Raw genomic sequence first — 18,555 nt, forward strand, 5'->3', positions numbered from 1 at the left:
GATTAATCAAAATTATAATAAAATATTAAAAGCTAAAGGAGGAAATACAAAAGATGAATTTTATTTCAAAATTTTTCAAGTTTGAAAAAAGAAATGCTACTTTAAAAGGTGAATTAATTGGGGGAATAACAACGTTTATAACAATGTCATATGTGTTATTCGTTATACCAGATATATTAAGTACAACAGGAATGGATAAAAATAGTGTATTTGTTGCAACAGCATTAGCAGCTGCATTTGGAACATTAATAATGGGTATATATGCAAATTTTCCAATGGCACTTGCACCAGGAATGGGATTAAATGCTTTTTTTGCTTTTACTGTTTGTGGAGAGATGGGAATCTCATGGAAAGTTGCTCTTTCAGGAATTTTAGTTTCAGGAATAATATTTGTGATAATTTCAGTATCAGGACTTAGAGAACTTATAATAAAAGCAATACCAGGGAATTTAAAATCAGCAGTTACAGCTGGAATAGGCTTATTTATAGCATTTATAGGATTTAAAGGGGCGGGAATAGTAGTGCAAAATGATGCTACTTTCGTTTCAATAGGAAATTTGACAAGTCCTAAAGTATTACTTGCTATATTTGGTCTTTTATTTACAGGTGCATTAATGGCAAGAAAAGTTAAAATAGCAATTTTTGTTGGTATGATATGTACGGTAATAGTTGGAATAATATCAGGTCTTATAGATACTCCAAGTAGAGTAATTTCTTCAGTACCATCAATAGCACCTACTTTTGGATATGCACTTTCAAATGTAAAAGAAGTATTTACACCACAAATGCTTATGGTTGTATTTACAATGTTATTTATGGATTTCTTTGATACAGCAGGAACTTTGGTTGCTGTTGGTGCAAAGGTTGGACTTGTTAAAGAAGATGGATCTATTGAAAATGGATCTAGAGCCTTAGTTGCAGATTCAATTGCAACATGTGTTGGTTCTATATTTGGAACAACTAATACAACATCATATATTGAATCTCTATCAGGTGCTTCTGTAGGAGCTAAAACTGGATTTTCAAGTGTTATAGTTGGAGGAATGTTTTTATTATCAACTTTCTTTTCACCACTTCTTTCTGTAGTTACTTCTGAAGTAACAGCACCAGCACTTATAATTGTTGGATCTCTTATGTGTGCATCATTAGCTGATATTGAATGGAAAGAGCCAGAAATTGCAATACCTGCTTTTTTAACAGTTATATTAATGCCATTATCATATAGTATAGCTATAGGAATTGCTTTTGGATTTTGCGCTTACGTTGTATTAATGGTTTTGAAAGGCAATTTTAAGGGCGTTCATCCTATAATGTACACTTTGGCTGGATTATTTACATTTTATTTTATATTTGGTTTGTCATAATGAATATAAATTAAATATTAAAAATTTATTTTATAAAATTAAAAGGGAACTATTTAAAATAGTTCCCTTTGATTTTGGGTTAAAAAGAAGAAGAACTCACAAATTAGGTTATAATTATAACCATTTATACAGAGTTTAGTATAATATATGAGTTTAAATACATATATATACTTTATTAGGATAAAAAAATATTAATAAATCAAATTTGTAATCAAATAGTAATTGGCAAAACTTAAAAATACGAATATAATTAAATATGCTTTATTGCATATATTAGATTTAATATATTTTTAATTATTATTTAAAATATAATTTAGATAAATAAAATAAAGTTTAAAGTAGGTTTTTAAGTAATAAATTTAAAAAATTTTAAATTTATTACTTAAAAACAGAGGAAATTGTAAATAAAAATTTAATATCGGTTTACTGTATCAAAAAAGGACAACCTTTTAAGTTAAAGTTTGGTATAGTATTATAGGGAGGAATTATTATTATGGAAAAAGATAATGATCGAGGTAGAAGAAGTGAAAGAAACAAGGATACTAATCGTAAAAAAATTATAATAGGAGTTATAATTTCTATATCTATTTTACTTGCTATATATTTAGGAATGTCCATGTACTTTGTTAATCATTTTTATTTTGGTTCATCTGTTAATTCAATAAGTATATCAGGAGATACTGTTGAAGAAGCTAATAAAAAGATTGAAGATAAAATCGGGAATTATAAATTAGAATTAGAAGGAAGAAATGAAGTTAACGAAGTAATAACTGCAAAGGAAATAGGATTAAAATATGATGCAGCTAAAACTATTAAAGAGTTAAAAGAAAAACAAAGCCCTTTTAAGTGGGTTATAGAAATTTTTAGAAATAAAGATACTCAAATAGATATTTTAGCATCATATGATGATAAGCTTTTAAATAATACTATAAATAATATGGTTTATTTTGACAAAGCTAAAATAGTTAATCCTAAAAATGCTAGCTTTAAATATATAGATGGAAAGTATGAAATTATAAAAGAAGTCTATGGTAATAAAGTTAATAAAGAAAAGTTATATAAAGAAGTTGTAGATGCAATTCATAATGGACAAACAAGCATAAATTTAGATAAAGCAAATTGTTACGATAATCCTAAGTTTTTAGCTGATTCTAAAAAGGTTATAGAGGCCCAAAATACTTTAAATAAATATGTATCTTCAGATATAACATATACTATTGGAGATAGTAAAATAAATTTAAATGGATCAATAATTCATAATTGGATTAATGTGGACAAGAACATGAACGTTATAATTAATGATCAAGCGGTTTCAAACTATGTAAATGGATTAGCTAATCAATATGATACAGTAGGAAAGACTAGAGATTTTAAAACTTCATTAGGAACTATTGCAAAAGTAAGTGGCGGATCTTATGGATGGAAAATAAATGTTCCAGAAGAAGTTCAAACATTAATTTCAGAAATAAAAGAAGGCAAAAAAGTTACAAGAAAACCAATATATTCACAAACTTCATTATCTTATGGAACTAATGATATAGGAAATACATATGTTGAAGTTAACCTAGATAAACAACACGTTTGGTATTATAAAGATGGTGCACTTGTTACAGAGGGTGATATTGTTACAGGTAATGAAAGCAAAAACTGGGCAACACCAGCTGGAGTATATTTCTTAAATTACAAAGAAAAAGATGCAACACTAAAAGGTGAAAATTATAAAACACCAGTTAAATTCTGGATGCCGTTTAATGGAGGTATAGGACTTCATGATGCATGGTGGAGAGATAAGTTTGGTGGGAAAATATACGAAAATCAAGGTTCACATGGATGTGTAAATTTACCACCACAAGTTGCAGAAACAATATTTAATAACATAACATCAGGAACACCTGTTGTTTGTTATAAATAAAAAATACGAGTGATTTTTCACTCGTATTTTTTTGTTTAATTTATATGTTGACTTTGAAAACCTTCGCGTTTTACGGAATGTTTTTTTGCTGTTCTATTATGGTTTTTACCTTCTTCGCTAGTAAGTGAAGTTTGGCAATTACATTTTGGCATTCTTGAAGTTTTTTTATCTGGTTGACTATCTTTTGGCATAATATCACCTCCATAAATTATTCAATATTAGTATGGCTTAAAATCACAAAATATAAATAGTTAATATTATAATGTGTAGGAAAAAATATTTTAAGGAGTAATTTTATGAAAAATCCTGTTGAAATATATAATTCTCTTGATTTTAAAAATTTTAATATTGATATGTTAGCTTTTGTAAATGAAAATAATATAAAAAGCACTACAGGATATTTAATTACAACATCATTGAAAACAAAATATACTTATATATTCAAAGAAAATGGTGATAAATGGGATGAGATTTATAAATGGATATGTACAGTTGGAAAAAAGACTACTCCAACTATAAAAGGATATTTTTATATAACAGGAAGAAAACCTTGGTTTGGAACTAATCAGTATAGGGCTAAATATGCAACAAGATTTATTGGAAGATACTACTATCATTCTATTTTATATGATAGCAATGGTAAATATGTAATAGACTCTAGGCTTGGAATGGAACTTAGTCATGGATGTATAAGACTTTTAACTAACAATGCAAAATGGATATATGATAACATACCTAATTTAACACCTGTTATAATTGCATAAGTTAAATAACAATAACAAATATTAATAGTAGTATTTTAATAGGAGGAGTTTTATGGAAAATAGTGTTATAAAAGGATTAAATGAACAACTTCAAGGAGTTATAATGGGTGAAAAAGAATTTTTAAAGCTTATAGAAAAAGCTAATGATGAAAATTTAATTGATTCACTTAATAATTCTATTAAAATTATTGAAAAGCATAAAAGATTTTTAAGAGAGATAATAAGTGAAGAAAATTATAAGCCTTCAAATAATGAAGGAGTTTTAGGAAAGATAATAGAAGGCTTTTCAAATATAATAAATTTAACGATAGATGAAGATAATGAAGTTATAAAAAGCACTATAAAAGGTCTTTCAATGGGAGTTAAATCTATAAAAAAATTGTTAGAAGAATTTAATACTGATTTGCCTGAAAATATAAAATTAAATTTTTTGAATATATTAAATGAATATAAAAATAATATTGATGAATATGAAAAATTACTTTAAGCCATCCTATTATAGAGGTGATATAAATGGGAAATAAGATGAAACCACATGAAAAAAAGCATAAGAAAATAAAACATAATAGTCAAGAGGAAAGTTCAAGAGCTGTATTTGGAGAAACAAAAGCTAAAGAACATAATCCAAATGATTTTAAAATTTAAAAGGTTAATATTAAAAATAGAAATGGTATCCACTAAAATGTGGATACCATTTTATTCATTTATGTAAGCAAGTTTATATATCAAAAATCTTTCCCTTGGATCAGTTTTAAAGTTTTCAAGTCGTATTTCTTTAGATAACATAAAAAATGTGTAGTTTTCTAAAAAGAAAATATAATCATCTGATGGATAAAATAATATAAGTTCTATATCTCTTTTATATTTATAAACTGATTCTAAAATATTATCTAAAACTTTCATAAATATTTGAACAGAAAATGGATTAAAAAAATAAAATTTATTATCAGTTTTATTAATTTTATATTTTTCAGCTAAAATACAAGAAAAATTAATTTTACTTTGTTCTTTATTATGTTTTTCTAAAAAATGTTCTTTATTAATTAAAGCCTCTTTGTAAAAATAATGATTCATTTCTATTCCTGTAACTTTAGAGTTAAATAAATAATTTATGAAAAAATTAAGTCTTCCCATTCCACATCCAAAGTCAATTATTGAGTCAGTGTCTTTTAATTTGTAATGATTAAATAATTCATTTAGAGCTGAATATTCAGTAGGTTCGTATCTATTATAATGTATTGATGTTTCATTTAAGTCTTGTTTTTTATTAGTTTTTATATTTAGTAATTCTTCGTAATATTGTTCGTTCATTAAAATACCTCTTTTGTTTTCTATACATAAAAATAATAGTATTAAATATTAACATAGTCAATTAAATGAAAAATATGGAATTTTGAAAAGAATTTAATTATAATTTCAATTACATGAGAGATTTTTTTAAAGATTTCGTTATATAAGGTGTAAAGGCTTTTACAAAACCTTAAGGTAAGGAGAAAATTTAATGAGGGTAGATGAAAATAATTATATAAAAGAGCTTAAAAGGGGTAATGAAGATGCACTAAATTTTATTATTGATATTTACTTGCCTTTAGTTAAAGGTATTACTTATAAAGTATTAAGTAAATATTCTGATAAGCAACTAATGGAAGAGTGTATAAATGATATATTTATGGCAGTTTGGAATAATTCCAAAAAGTTTGATGGTGAGAAAAATAATTTTAAAAGTTGGATTGCAAAGATAAGCAAATTTAAAGCAATTGATTATTATAGAAAAATATCAAAAAAAGTTGAGGTTCCATCTTATGATATTGATTTAGGATATAAGATTCATGTTGAAGACGATATTTTAAATAGTGAAAATAAAAAGGAAATTATAAATCTTATAAACACATTAGATAATTTAGATAGAGATATATTTATAATGAAATATTTTATGGGGATGTCTGTAAGTAGTATATGCAAAGAAAAAGGAATTACAGAATCAGCTATAAATAATAGAGTGTATAGGTGTAAAAGAAAATTAAAAGAAAAAGCCCCTCTATATTTAAAATTAAAGGAGGAACTTTAAAATGAAGGATATTTATGAGTTATTAAATGAGATAGAAATAGATGAAAGTGAATTTGAAGAAATAGAAACTGATGAATTAGAAAAAGAGAGAATAAAAAAGAATATAAATAAAAATATAAAAAAGAAAAGGAGAAATTATAAAAAGTATATAGCATCAGCAGCTTTAATAGGAGCAATTAGTATTGGATCACTTATAACAGTTAAGCCAGCTTTTGCTTACAATATTCCGATAATTGGAGAGATAATACAAAAATATATAGATAATAATGAAAATTATGCAGAATATTTAAGTGTAATAGGAACTACTAAAGAAAAAGATGGAATAGAAATAACTTTTGAAGAAGCTACTGTAGATGATAATATTATGCTATTAAGTTTTGTTGTAAAAAATAATAATAAAAAATTTAATAAAAATGATTTTGGTTCATTTACTGATGCTATGCTTATTCCAACATATTTAAATATAAACGGAAAGTCATGCAATATAGGAGCTTCAGGAGATTTTGAGTTTATTGATAATAATACTCTAAAGGTTGTAAAAATTATAGATATATCAGATGAAAAATTATCTAAAAAAATGAATGTTAATATAAAGATAGATGAACTTTTAGGCAAAAAAGTTAATTTCGATATTAATTTTAAGTTAGATAAAAGTAGAATAATTAAAAATACTTATAAAAAGGATATAGATAAAGAATTTAAAATTTCTAATTATGATGTTAGTGTTAAAAATTCAGTAGTATCACCACTTACAACATTAGTAACAGGGAAAATAAAAGATATGGGCACTATAGATAGTGGAGCAATACAGTATATTGCAATTGATAATAATAATAAAGTTTTAAAAGATAATGGAACTTCAATCGAAAGAAGTGGATTTAAATCAGATTATACATTTAAGAATAGTTTTATATCAAATGAAAATATGGAAAAAATAACATTTATTCCGATATACTTTAATTATGAAAATAATATAAAAGAAACAAAGATTAAAAGTGTTAATTTGGATTTGAATAAAAATATGAATATAAACACAAAAGATAATCTTTCATTAGGTATAAAGAAGCCTATAATTGACGGAGAATATTTAATTATAAATTACGACATGTTTTATAAAGGATTAAAATCAATGATTTTACCAAATTTTGATATTAGTTTAGAAAATGATGATTTAGAGATTAAAAGTTTAGAGAGTAAAAATAATAAGGCGATAGAAGAGTTATTAAAAAAATATAGAGATGGTTCAAGTAATATAAGAATATTTAAAGTTGGGAATAAGAGAGACTTTAAAATTAATGTATATGATAATAATAATTATGAAATATTAGAAGATAATAGATTTACTGTAAATTTAAATTAATAAAAAATAAAACAAGCTTTAATATATAGCTTGTTTTATTTTTTTATAAAATTTTATATTATAAGAAAAATTTTATAATATATTTTAAATTTTTTAAACACACATATTTTTATAACTTGTAAAAAAAATCTCCTAATATTAAAAATATATTTATTTAAAGTATTAAAATTTTATTTGAATGGAAATTATAATAAAAAAATTGTTTAACTGGTTATTGAAGATTTTTATATTGTATAGAATAAAAGTATTTCTAAATAAATTCATATATTTGTATAATTTAAAATGCTTTAAGATAGATTAATTTGGAGATGATAAAAATTAGTTATGTAGTGTTTAAAGAACTATTTAAAAAGTATAAAGGTAAAAGTAGTAATACTTTAAAAAATATTAATCTAGAAATTAATAAAGGGGAATTTATTGTATTTATTGGACCAAGTGGTAGTGGAAAATCAACTCTTTTAGAAATAATTTGCGGTTTTGAGGAAGCTACAAGTGGAACTATAGAAATTGATGGAAAGATTATAAATGATATTGAACCAAAGGATAGAGATATATCTATGGTTTTTCAAAATTATGCTTTATTGCCACATTTAAATGCATATGAAAATATTGCATTTGGAATGAAAATAAGAAAAATTGATAAAAAAGAAATTCACGATAAAGTAATGTGGGCAGCTAATATATTAAATATTGAAGAATGTTTAAATTCTAAACCTAAAGATTTATCAGGAGGGCAAAGGCAAAGGATAGCATTAGCACGTGCTATTGTTAGAGAACCTAAATTGTTTTTAATGGATGAACCTTTATCTAATTTAGATGCTAAACTTAGAAATCAAACATCAAATGAAATAACAACATTACATAAAAAAATAAATGCAACAACTATATATGTAACACATGATCAAGTAGAAGCTTTAACTATGGCAGATAAAATTGTTGTTTTAAATGATGGGATTATACAACAGATTGGAACTCCAAAAGAAATTTATAAACATCCTAATAATATATTCGTAGCAACTTTTATAGGAAAACCAGAAATAAATTTATTTAATATTAAAGTTAAAGGAAATCAATTAATTATTGAAGAGACATTAATTTTAAACAATAATAATTCATTAAAGTATCTAATGAATGGAGATTATATTTTAGGAGTTAGATCTGAAAATATAAATTTAAATTTAAATTATGGAGATATAAAAGCAAAAGTTAAAAAAATAGAATATTTAGGTAGTGAGATAATTATTTATTTAAGTTGTTTAGGAAAAATAATTACAAGCAAAGTTACAAGTTTTGAGAATATTAATTTAAATGATGAAGTTTATGTTAGTTTTGATTTAGAAGAAGCTAATATTTTTAATAAAAATAACGAAAGAAATATAAGGGGAGAATAAGATGAAAAAAAAATTACTTAGCATGTTGATATTACTACCAATTTTGCTTACTGGGTGTGGAACAGATAAAAAAGAATCAGGAAAAATTGGAGGAACTATAACAGTTGTAACTGATAGAACAGATGCTGACAAATTATTTGAGGATATAGAAAGAAAGTTTAAAGAAAAGTATCCAGAAGTTGAAGATGTGGTATTTGAATCTTCAAGTGATTATTCAAACTATATAACAACAAGAATGAATACAAAAAATTATGGAGATGTATTATTTGTACCATTTAGTATGAATGCAACGCCAGAAGAGTATGAAAATTATTTTGAACCTTTAGGAAAGGTTAAAGATTTAGAAGAAAAATATATAGATGTTACAGAGGCTGATTATAATGGGGTAGCTTATGGATTACCAGCAACTTTAAATTCTTTAGGAATACTTTATAACGAAAATGTTTTAAAGAAAGCTGGTGTAGAAAAAATGCCGACTTCTTTAGAGGAAATGATAGAAGTATGTGAAAAGGTAAAAAAGAATACTGACGCTATTCCTTTTTATACAAATTATAATAGTACTTTAGGAACATGGGGAGGAGCATTAACTTCTTATGGTGGAGAACAGTATAGATCAGTTATACTTGAAAAGGGAACAGCATTTAAAGAAGGACAACCTATAAGAGAAATAATGGATCTTTTTTATAATTTATCATCAAAAGGATTAATAGAAAAGGATCCTATAACAGGGGATTATGGAAAATCACTTCAAATGCTTGCGGATGGAGAAGTTGCAATGCTTATGAAGGGTTCACAAGAAATACCGAAGATTCAAAATCTTGTTAAAAATGGATCTATTATAAATATAGCACCATTTCCAGTTAAAATTAATGGACAAACTAGTATACCATTTGGAGCACCAGCTGTTGTTGGAGTAAATAAAAATAGTGAAAATAAAGAAACTGCAAAAGCATTTTTAGAGTTTTTTGTATCAAATGAGAGTGGATATGCAAAAGACTTAAATGGAATGAGTCCAGATAAAAGTACTTTAACTGACGAACAGAAAAAAATGTTTGAAGAAAATAATATAATACTTACAGTTCCAACAGAGACACCAGAAACAGATAAGTTATACAGTAATATAGCTAATGAAGTTGGAGTTGGAAGACTTAATGATGTACTTCAAAATACTATAAATATAGGTTTATATCCAAATGATAATAAAAGTTATGATGAATATATAAAAGAATTAGAAAATAAGTGGGCAAAAGCAGTAAAGAATAATGAAAAGTAAGCTTTTAAAAAAAGAAAGAAAGATTATATTTATCTTTCTTTTTTTTCCTATATTATTATTAATATTATTTGGAGTTTTACCTATTGTATCTATATTTAATTATAGTTTTACATCATGGAATGGATTATCTCAAAGTAAAAATTTTATAGGGTTTGATAATTTTATAAAAATACTTACAGATCCTAATTATATAGAAGTTTTTACGAATAGCTTTTATTATTTTATTTCTGGAGTATTACAAATTATAATTGGCTTAACACTTGCAATAATTTTATCTTTTAAAGTAAAATATAAAAATTTTTTTAAAGGAGTTTTTATATTTCCATTATTAATTAGTGGTGTTGCAATTTCTATGATTTTTAGAATGTTTTTTGCACCTGATGGAACATTTGATCAAATATTAACATTTTTAGGTCTAGAAAATTATATAAACTTTTGGCTTGGTGATCCAAAGATTGTTAATTATACTTTAGCGAGTATATCTTTATGGAAATTTACAGGTTTTAGTTTTATTATGTATTTTGGTGCTATACAAACTATACCAAAAGAATATTTTAAGTTAGGTGAAATTGAAGGTGCAAGTGTATTTCAAAAAGTTAGATATATTATATTGCCTAATATAGATACGGTATTAAAAATTAATTTTACTTTGCTTATAATTGGATCTATATCAGCATTTGAAATACCTATGATAATGACTAATGGGTCAAATGGAACAACGACATTTTTGCTTATGACTATGAAGACTGCATTTGAAAATAAAAAAATAGGACTTGCATCAAGTATGGCAGTAATAATTAGTATTGTAATTATTGTTATGACACTTATACAGAAAAGGATTTGTAAAAATGATGAATATTAATATTAAAAATATAATATTAAAAACAATTAAATATATAACTTTAATTAGTTGGTGTTTAATAATATTAATACCTCTTATAACAGTATTTTTTGGAGCTTTTAAAACTTTAAATGAATTTAATTCAACTAGTGGAACTGATATTCCAAGCAATTTTTTTTATTTTGATAATTATATTAAAGCTTTTATTAATGGGAAAATGCTTACAGGATTTTTTAATACATTTGTATTAATTTTGTTTGGAGTGAGTGGAAGTATATTAATAGGATCTATGGTTGCTTTTATTATTAATAGATTTGAATTTAAATATAAAAAAATAATTTTATTTATGTATCTTTTAGTATCTATAGTACCTATGGAAATATCACAAGTTGCCACATTTAAAATAGTAGATTCAATAGGAATATATAATACTAGATTAGCACCAATATTTTTATATTTAGGAGCTGATGTTTTAATGGTATATATTTATTTACAAATGCTTGAGAAAATACCGAAGGATATAGATAAAGCTGTAATGCTTGAAGGAGGAGGATATTTTACATTATATAGAAAGGTAATATTTCCTTTACTTAAACCAGCAACAGCAACAGTTGCAATGCTTAAAGTTATATCGATATATAATGATTTTTATATTCCTTTTTTATATATGCCAGGAGAAAAATTAAATACTGTTTCAACAACAATATTTAAATTTATAGGACCAGATAATATAGAATGGAATGTTATATGTGCTGCAGTAATAATAAGCATAATTCCAATGATTTTATTTTTCTTATTTTTACAAAAGTATATATATAGGGGAATAACTGCGGGGAGTATAAAATAATGGATAGGAAAAATTTTTTTAAAAGAGCATATACAGTTATGGAGGTTAGGACAGGCTTTGCAACAGGTCTTCCTGTGTTAAGTGGAGGACTTTTTGGGGCTTATTTAGTTGGAGATATAAAATTTATATTATTATTACTTATGTTTGTTTCAGGATTTAGTTTTAATATTGTTGCAAATATTGCTAATGAGATAAGAGCTTATATAAAACAAGAGGAAAATGAAGAGACATTTACAGGTCATAAGGGGAGTGAAGGATTAGTAAGAGGTGATGCAAAACTTAAAGATGCGATTATAGCATTTTTATTTATGATAATATTAGGTGGTATATCTGGAATTTTAATTGTATTAATAACTAAAGATATAAAGATACTTATTATAGGTATATTAAGTTTAATTGCAGCCATATGTTATTCATTAGGTCCAAAGCCTTATATACTTTATCCCATTGGTGAGGTTATTTCTGGTATTTTTGTTGGGTTAATAAGCTCATTAGTATCATCTTATATTCAACTAGGAAGTTTTAAGTTAGAAATCTTTCTATTTTCTTTAGTTTCAATGATAATGACTATATTTTTAATGTCTACTAATAATACTTCGGACTTTATAAAAGATAAAGGTAGAAGATTAACACTTCCACATGTAATAGGATTTAGAAACTCTATTAAAATACTTATTCCAGAAGGAATAGTAATGGTAATTGTTTGGATAATTTTATATGTTATTGGAAGTATAAATATAATAATTTTTATTACTGGGTTATTCACATTTTACTATTATGGATATGTAAAATTTTATAAAGGTTATTATAAAATACAGGAAGTTTATAAGGAAATGGGAAAGGAATGGGGACCTAGACCTCTTCTTTTAATATATTCTTTTCATATTTTAGTATCAATTGAATTTTTAATTTTTATAATGATTAAGTAAAGGGATGAGAAAGTTTATGAATATAATGAATTTAGTACTAATTGGTAAAAATCCATTATCTATTCCTTCTATAATAGCAAAGGAATTTGGAATATTTAAAAAATATAATATAGATATTAATTTAAAAGCACCATATGACTTTAATTTTGGTGGGAAAAGTCCATTTTTAGAAGGTGAATCTGATGCTATGATGGGAGATTTAACATTTTTCTTTTATATGATGGAGCAAGGCAAAAGGTGTATTATAACATCAAATTTAACTAGAACAATAAGTTTAGTTGTATCAAAAAAATTTAATCCAAATAAAAGTGGATTAAATTTTGGTGTTAATAGAAAGGGGATGTTTAGATTATTCTTAGAAGAAGATTTAAAAGATATTATAAAGGATCCCAATATAACATGGATTAATAATACTTATGAGCGTATGGATGCCTTAAAAAAAGGAGAAATAGATGGGTTAGTTGCTATAGAACCTTTCATAACTGATATGACAAAAGAAGGTTTTAAAAAGATATGGAGTCTTAGAGAAAGTAGAAGAAATCTTGTTATGTGGTGTTTTGATGAAAAGTATTATACAAATAATAAAGAAACAGTTAAAAATTTTCATAAGGCATTAGAAGAAGCTAAAAAAATATTTAATACAAGTACTCCAGAGGAAAAGATAGAAATAGGATTAAAGTATGGAAAATATAATATTAGTGAGGCTGAAACCTTAAAAGATTTTGAGTTTGAATATGGAGATAACTTTAGTTTAGAAGATTTTAATTTTTGTAATGATTGGATGTACAAAAATAATGAGATAAAAAGTAAATATGACGGAGAAAAGCTTATAGCAAAAATATTTTAAGAAAAAAACAGATATAGTATTATATCTGTTTTTTTATATAAAAGTATAGTTAGAAATGAATTTAAAAATAAGGTAATTTTCTTAAATGAGTTAATAAGTAATTAGAAGAAATTCCAACGAATATTCCTGTTCCAATACCTGCTATAGAGAGTATTGGTAAATAAAGAAAAATACCCAAATTATTTAATATTAAAGATGCTACAATAAGTTGACCAATATTATGAAAAACAGCAGCTGAAGCACTTACTCCAATTATTGATACTTTGTCTTTAAAAAGTTCTTTAACTAAAATTGCTGTAAAAAAGCTTAATATTCCGCCAACAGAACTATAAATTAGTGTAGATAGATTTCCAACTAACAAGCTTGAAAGAATTATTCTTAAAATTAAAACTAAAAAGGCTTCTTTATAGTTATCTAGTGTATATATTGCCATCATTATAACTAAATTGGCAAGTCCTAGTTTTGCACCAGGGGTTATAAATGGTACAGGTATCATATTTTCTATTGTAAAAAGAATTAAAGCCATAGATACTAAAGAAGATATATAAATCATTTTACTAGTTTTGTTTAATTTCATATTTATTAATGTGAAAGTATAATGTCATCATCATTAGTACTTTCTTCTCCTTTAATTTCAATTATTAATTCATGTGGTAAACAAACTAAACTTTCCGTTACTTTCTTTATAGTGCCTTGTTTTATACAAAGCTCATCTTTACAATCTGCATGGATCATTTTAATACCTGAATTATTTATAAGTATAGTATTATTTCCTTTATCTGTATTTAAAACAATACTTTGTTCATCTTTAATAGATGATAAGTTAATAGTTTTATATAGCTTTCCAGATACCTTTATATTTGCATAAACAGATGAATACTGTTTGCTTAAAGCCTTAGCTGATATAAGATAAGGCGTAAAGGATATTATTAAAAGAAAAACTATAATAACAATATCTAATTTTTTAAATATTTTCATTAGTTTTCTCCTGATAAATTAAAGTTTATTAATAAATCTGTAATTAAAGTTTAATTTATAATAAGAAAAATTGGTAATAGAAAATTTTAATATTACATAAAAATATACGTTAATATTACTTTTGTATTTCAGTGTATAATCCTTGATGAAAACAGTTAAATTTAAAACTTTATTTATAAATTTTTAGGAGGAATAATAATGAAAAGAAAATTATTAGTAGGATTATGCGTAGCAGCATTAGCATTATCATTAGTTGCTTGTGGAGGAGAAAAGCAAACAGAAGCTCCAGCAGAGGGTAGCAAGCAAGAATCAACTATGAAAGATGGAACATATGAAGTTGAAACAAAAAATGCTGATGACAATGGTGGAAAAGCTAGAGCTTCAGTTACAATAAAAGATGGAAAAATAGCAGAAGCTAAATATAATGAATTCACTAATAAAGGTGATAAGAGAGAAGATAAAGAATACAATAAGATGATGAAGGAAAAAGCTGGTACTAGCCCTTCAGAATATGAAGTTAAAATTGAAGAAGGTGTTGTTTCAGCTCAATCAGCAGATTTTGATGCAGTAACAGGAGCTACAAGTTCATCAGCTAAAGCTAAAACTTTATTTGGAGAAGCTTTAAATAATGCAAAAGAAGGAAAAACTGATAAAGAATTAGTTGAAGTTAAATAATAGTAATAACATATTTTTTTATAGCCAATGATTTTAAATCATTGGCTTTTTTATTGCTTAAAATACAATAATTGTCTATTAAAAATAAATTTTTGATAAAATATAAAATTATTTAAAAATAATTTTGTAAAAATGTCAAATGATTTTAAAATAAAATTTAAAAAATACAAATTATGTTGTAAAAGTTAAACAAAAAAAGTAAAATATAAACGAAGTGTAAACAAAGTGTTAATACAACATAAGAAAAATTAATAATAAAGGAGAAGGATTTGATGGGGAATAAGACTAAATTTATAACATTTTTAATGATTATAGTATTTAGTATAGGCTTGTATGGGTGTAAGGATAAGAAAAAAATTGAGCCTATAAGTAGAACGGAACTTTTTATGGGAACATCTATAAAGGTTACGTTGTATGATTATAAAAATGAAAAAGTATTGGACAAGGTATTTGATAGGGTAATTGAATTAGAAAATTTGGTAAGTATAAATAAGCCTAATACAGAAATAGATAATTTAAATAAAAATTCAGGAGTAAGACCTGTAAACTTAAGTGAAGATAGTTTTAATATAGTTAAAAAAGGATTGGAATATTCAAAGCTTTCAGAAGGAGATTATGACATTACAATTGGTCCTTTAGTTAAGCTTTGGAGTATAGGATTACCTGAAGCAAAAGTACCGAATAAAAGTGAAATTAAAGAATCTATTAATAATATAAATTATTCAAATGTTTATATAGATGAAAATACAAAGGAAGTTTTTCTGAAGAAAAAAGGAATGATGTTAGATTTAGGTAGTATTGCAAAAGGATATACAGCTGATGAAATAGCAAAAATTCTTAAAGATGAAGGTGTTAATTCAGCAATTATAGATCTTGGAGGAAACATATATGCTTTAGGATATAAAGAGGTAGATAAGAAATGGAAAATTGGTGTGCAAGATCCATTTACAGATAGAGGAAATATAATTGGTACAGTTGCTGTAGCTAATAAATCAGTTGTTACAAGTGGAATTTATGAAAGATACATAGAGGATAATGGAAAAAAATATCACCATATATTAAATCCAAAAACAGGATATCCATATGAAACAAATATTGCCGGTGTTTCTATAATATCTGATAAATCAATAGATGGTGATGCATTATCTACTTTAGTTTTTACCAAAGGCTTGGAAAAAGGACTTGAGTTTATTAACAAACTTGATGGAGTAGACGCAATTTTTATAATGAATAATAAAAATGTTTACATTACAGATGGGATAAGGGAAGATTTTAAAATAATAAATGATAATTATAAATTAGTTAATTAGAAAGGGGAAAGAGTATGCAAATAGATAGCTTGAAATATTTTTATGAAGTTGCAGAGTTAAAGAGTATATCGAAAGTTGCAAATAATTCACATATATCTCAACCTGCATTAAGTCATCAACTTTTAAAGTTAGAAAAAGAACTTGGGGCAAAGTTATTAGAAAGAAGTAATAGAGGAGTTGAATTAACAGAGCAAGGGAAAATAGTATATGGTTATGCAAAAAAAATATTAAATTATCATAACAATATGTTACAAGATGTCAATGTAAAAAATTCAGTTAAATATGATTTTTATATAACTAATGCAAATATATCAGCAAATTTTTTAGTATCTAAAATGGCGAAAGATATATGGAGGATATTTAAAAACTTTAATGTTAATGTTAACAATAACTGGGAAAGTAATCAGCAATCATTATTAATTCATAATAAATCAGATTTAGTTGTTGGATGTAATATGATATATGATGTTGATTTATCATCAAATTATATCGGAAGTGATAAATTTATATTAATAAGCAAGGAAAATATAAAAGAAGAGCACTTATGTAATCAAGCTGTTGCTATATTAGATGATGGTAGAAGTAATATTTTAAATAGTATAGAAGATTTTGATAATATTAATATTAATTTAAAAAGTAATTGTTTAAGTACTATAAAAGAATACTTAAATAATAACAATACAGTTGCTGTAGTTCCTAAAATAGCTGTAAGATCTGAAATTGAATCAGGGGAGTTTATAGATTTAGGATTTAAAAGTTATGAGAAGTCCTATGATTTATTTATAACTTATAGAAAAGATATTGAAAGTAGAATAAAGAAAAAAATAAATTTATTTATTAAAGAATTAGAGAAAGTTTTAAACTATAATAACTGAAAATAAAGCTAGATAGGAGGAAATATGACTTTAAAGGGATATTTAAATTTTGTTGAAATCCAGACTAAGATAGCTAGTTTAATTCCATTTTTATTTGGAAGTATTTATAGTATTTATAAGTATGGAAAAGTAAATGTTGTTAATTTAATAATTATGTTCATATCTATGATATGTTTTGATATGGCAACAACTGCAATAAATAATTATTGTGATTATAAAAATGAAATAAAGCATAGTAATGGAAAGTATATTGGTAGAAACCCTATGTTTGTAAACAATATATCTAAAAGAACTGGGCTTACAGTAATATACATTTTATTATTTATAGCAATTTTATTTGGAATAATATTAGCAGTTAGAACAAACTTATTAGTATTGTTTTTAGGTGGAATATGCTTTTTTATAGGTATATTCTATACATTTGGACCAATTCCAATATCAAGAATGCCACTTGGAGAAGTATTTTCAGGAATTTTTATGGGATTCATAATTACTTTTTTAACTATATATATAAATATAGTTGATCTTGGATATTTTGGTATGTATGTAATAAATGGTGAATTTATAGCTAAAATTAATTTAGTAGAAGCTAGCAATATATTTTTAGTTAGTATTCCTTTAATAACAGGAATTGCAAATATAATGTTATCAAATAATATATGTGACTTAGAAGATGATAAAAAAGTATCAAGGTTTACGTTGCCATACTATATAGGAAAAGATTTTGCTATAAAATTATATAAAATATTATATTATTTTGGATACTTTGCAATTTTTATATCAATAATTTTAAAAGTTTTACCTATAACGTCAGTAATTGTTTTTTTAACTATACCGTTTATAAATAAGAATATAAAAAAGTTTGAAGAGAAACAAGTAAAGTCTGAAACGTTTGTATTAGCTGTGAAAAATTTTATTATAATAAATAGTATTTATATAATAGAATTAATTGGGAACTTAATCTTTTTAAAAATATTGGATATTTAAATATATTATGATATATCAAAAAAAATTATGGTGTTTACTAAATTTCAAGTCTGCTTAGTCCTCTATTTATAAGGAGTATAAGGATTTTTTAGAAAACTTTTAAGTTTACTAAGATTGTTTGTTAATTAATAAAC

Annotated in this window: 21 protein-coding genes; 17 read left to right on the forward strand and 4 right to left on the reverse strand. The window is 24.5% G+C overall.

Annotation, left to right across the window (positions count from 1 at the left end):
• The first annotated feature begins 53 nt into the window (after nt 1-53).
• Both O212_RS0103305 and O212_RS0103310 read left to right on the forward strand, forming a co-directional pair.
• Nucleotides 54-1,364, forward strand: a complete 1,311-nt coding sequence (locus O212_RS0103305) for an NCS2 family permease (RefSeq protein ID WP_278244683.1) — start codon at nt 54-56, stop codon at nt 1,362-1,364.
• 493 nt (nt 1,365-1,857) lie between these two features.
• Nucleotides 1,858-3,276, forward strand: a complete 1,419-nt coding sequence (locus O212_RS0103310; RefSeq protein ID WP_024613741.1) for a peptidoglycan binding domain-containing protein — start codon at nt 1,858-1,860, stop codon at nt 3,274-3,276.
• A gap of 35 nt (nt 3,277-3,311) precedes the next feature.
• Here the strand turns inward: O212_RS0103310 and O212_RS16820 are convergent, their stop codons facing one another.
• Nucleotides 3,312-3,467: a hypothetical protein gene (locus O212_RS16820; protein ID WP_173391476.1), complete on the reverse strand. Its 156-nt coding sequence runs from the start codon at nt 3,465-3,467 to the stop codon at nt 3,312-3,314.
• Between the two features lie 105 nt (nt 3,468-3,572).
• On the opposite strand from O212_RS16820, the gene O212_RS0103320 reads away from it, so the two are divergent.
• The 3 genes from O212_RS0103320 to O212_RS17005 are packed head-to-tail and all read left to right on the forward strand — an operon-like array spanning nt 3,573 to nt 4,685.
• Complete coding sequence (locus O212_RS0103320) at nt 3,573-4,040, forward strand: L,D-transpeptidase (RefSeq protein WP_024613742.1); 468 nt, start codon at nt 3,573-3,575, stop codon at nt 4,038-4,040.
• A 52-nt stretch (nt 4,041-4,092) separates the two neighbouring features.
• Nucleotides 4,093-4,527 (forward strand): DUF2383 domain-containing protein, encoded by a 435-nt coding sequence (locus O212_RS0103325; RefSeq protein WP_024613743.1) that lies wholly within the window; start codon nt 4,093-4,095, stop codon nt 4,525-4,527.
• 26 nt (nt 4,528-4,553) lie between these two features.
• Complete coding sequence (locus O212_RS17005) at nt 4,554-4,685, forward strand: CPC_1213 family protein (RefSeq protein WP_278244684.1); 132 nt, start codon at nt 4,554-4,556, stop codon at nt 4,683-4,685.
• Between the two features lie 51 nt (nt 4,686-4,736).
• On the opposite strand, the gene O212_RS0103340 is transcribed toward O212_RS17005, so the two are convergent.
• Complete coding sequence (locus O212_RS0103340; RefSeq protein WP_024613744.1) at nt 4,737-5,351, reverse strand: methyltransferase; 615 nt, start codon at nt 5,349-5,351, stop codon at nt 4,737-4,739.
• Between the two features lie 190 nt (nt 5,352-5,541).
• On the opposite strand from O212_RS0103340, the gene O212_RS0103345 reads away from it, so the two are divergent.
• From O212_RS0103345 to O212_RS0103380, 8 genes are all read left to right on the forward strand, one after another.
• Entirely contained in the window at nt 5,542-6,108 is a 567-nt protein-coding gene (locus O212_RS0103345; protein WP_024613745.1) for a sigma-70 family RNA polymerase sigma factor, read from the forward strand.
• 1 nt (nt 6,109) lies between these two features.
• On the forward strand, nt 6,110-7,468 hold the full coding sequence (locus tag O212_RS0103350) for a DUF4179 domain-containing protein (RefSeq protein ID WP_024613746.1): 1,359 nt from the start codon (nt 6,110-6,112) through the stop codon (nt 7,466-7,468).
• A 308-nt stretch (nt 7,469-7,776) separates the two neighbouring features.
• Nucleotides 7,777-8,859 carry an ABC transporter ATP-binding protein gene (locus tag O212_RS0103355; protein WP_029699149.1) on the forward strand — a complete coding sequence of 361 codons (1,083 nt, stop codon included), beginning with the start codon at nt 7,777-7,779 and terminating at the stop codon, nt 8,857-8,859.
• Between the two features lies 1 nt (nt 8,860).
• Nucleotides 8,861-10,132, forward strand: a complete 1,272-nt coding sequence (locus O212_RS0103360) for an ABC transporter substrate-binding protein (RefSeq protein ID WP_024613748.1) — start codon at nt 8,861-8,863, stop codon at nt 10,130-10,132.
• A complete protein-coding gene (locus tag O212_RS0103365) occupies nt 10,122-10,994 on the forward strand; it encodes a sugar ABC transporter permease (protein ID WP_029699150.1) in 873 nt (290 codons plus the stop codon). The genes O212_RS0103360 and O212_RS0103365 overlap by 11 nt, the downstream gene beginning before the upstream one ends.
• Nucleotides 10,981-11,820, forward strand: a complete 840-nt coding sequence (locus O212_RS0103370) for a carbohydrate ABC transporter permease (protein WP_035279048.1) — start codon at nt 10,981-10,983, stop codon at nt 11,818-11,820. Before O212_RS0103365 ends, O212_RS0103370 begins: the two co-directional genes overlap by 14 nt.
• Nucleotides 11,820-12,749 carry a prenyltransferase gene (locus O212_RS0103375; RefSeq protein WP_024613751.1) on the forward strand — a complete coding sequence of 310 codons (930 nt, stop codon included), beginning with the start codon at nt 11,820-11,822 and terminating at the stop codon, nt 12,747-12,749. Before O212_RS0103370 ends, O212_RS0103375 begins: the two co-directional genes overlap by 1 nt.
• A 16-nt stretch (nt 12,750-12,765) precedes the next feature.
• On the forward strand, nt 12,766-13,596 hold the full coding sequence (locus tag O212_RS0103380) for an ABC transporter substrate-binding protein (RefSeq protein WP_051372985.1): 831 nt from the start codon (nt 12,766-12,768) through the stop codon (nt 13,594-13,596).
• 61 nt (nt 13,597-13,657) lie between these two features.
• On the opposite strand, the gene O212_RS0103385 is transcribed toward O212_RS0103380, so the two are convergent.
• The gene (locus O212_RS0103385) at nt 13,658-14,149 is read right to left on the reverse strand and encodes a Gx transporter family protein (RefSeq protein ID WP_242829551.1); all 492 of its coding nucleotides are present in this window, start codon (nt 14,147-14,149) and stop codon (nt 13,658-13,660) included.
• Nucleotides 14,150-14,178: 29 nt separating this feature from the next.
• On the reverse strand, nt 14,179-14,574 hold the full coding sequence (locus O212_RS0103390; protein ID WP_029699151.1) for a NusG domain II-containing protein: 396 nt from the start codon (nt 14,572-14,574) through the stop codon (nt 14,179-14,181).
• 198 nt (nt 14,575-14,772) lie between these two features.
• On the opposite strand from O212_RS0103390, the gene O212_RS15885 reads away from it, so the two are divergent.
• The 4 genes from O212_RS15885 to O212_RS0103410 all read left to right on the forward strand — a co-directional run bounded on the left by O212_RS15885 (nt 14,773) and on the right by O212_RS0103410 (nt 18,421).
• On the forward strand, nt 14,773-15,249 hold the full coding sequence (locus tag O212_RS15885) for an FMN-binding protein (protein ID WP_024613755.1): 477 nt from the start codon (nt 14,773-14,775) through the stop codon (nt 15,247-15,249).
• 272 nt (nt 15,250-15,521) lie between these two features.
• A complete protein-coding gene (locus O212_RS0103400; RefSeq protein WP_024613756.1) occupies nt 15,522-16,559 on the forward strand; it encodes an FAD:protein FMN transferase in 1,038 nt (345 codons plus the stop codon).
• A gap of 14 nt (nt 16,560-16,573) precedes the next feature.
• The gene (locus O212_RS0103405; RefSeq protein ID WP_024613757.1) at nt 16,574-17,434 is read left to right on the forward strand and encodes a LysR family transcriptional regulator; all 861 of its coding nucleotides are present in this window, start codon (nt 16,574-16,576) and stop codon (nt 17,432-17,434) included.
• Nucleotides 17,435-17,458: 24 nt separating this feature from the next.
• Nucleotides 17,459-18,421, forward strand: coding sequence for a 1,4-dihydroxy-2-naphthoate polyprenyltransferase (locus O212_RS0103410; RefSeq protein ID WP_024613758.1), 963 nt, complete (start codon nt 17,459-17,461; stop codon nt 18,419-18,421).
• Nucleotides 18,422-18,555 lie beyond the last annotated feature (134 nt).

Source organism: Clostridium sp. Ade.TY, from assembly GCF_000498355.1.
In the GTDB taxonomy this organism is placed as follows: domain Bacteria; phylum Bacillota; class Clostridia; order Clostridiales; family Clostridiaceae; genus Clostridium.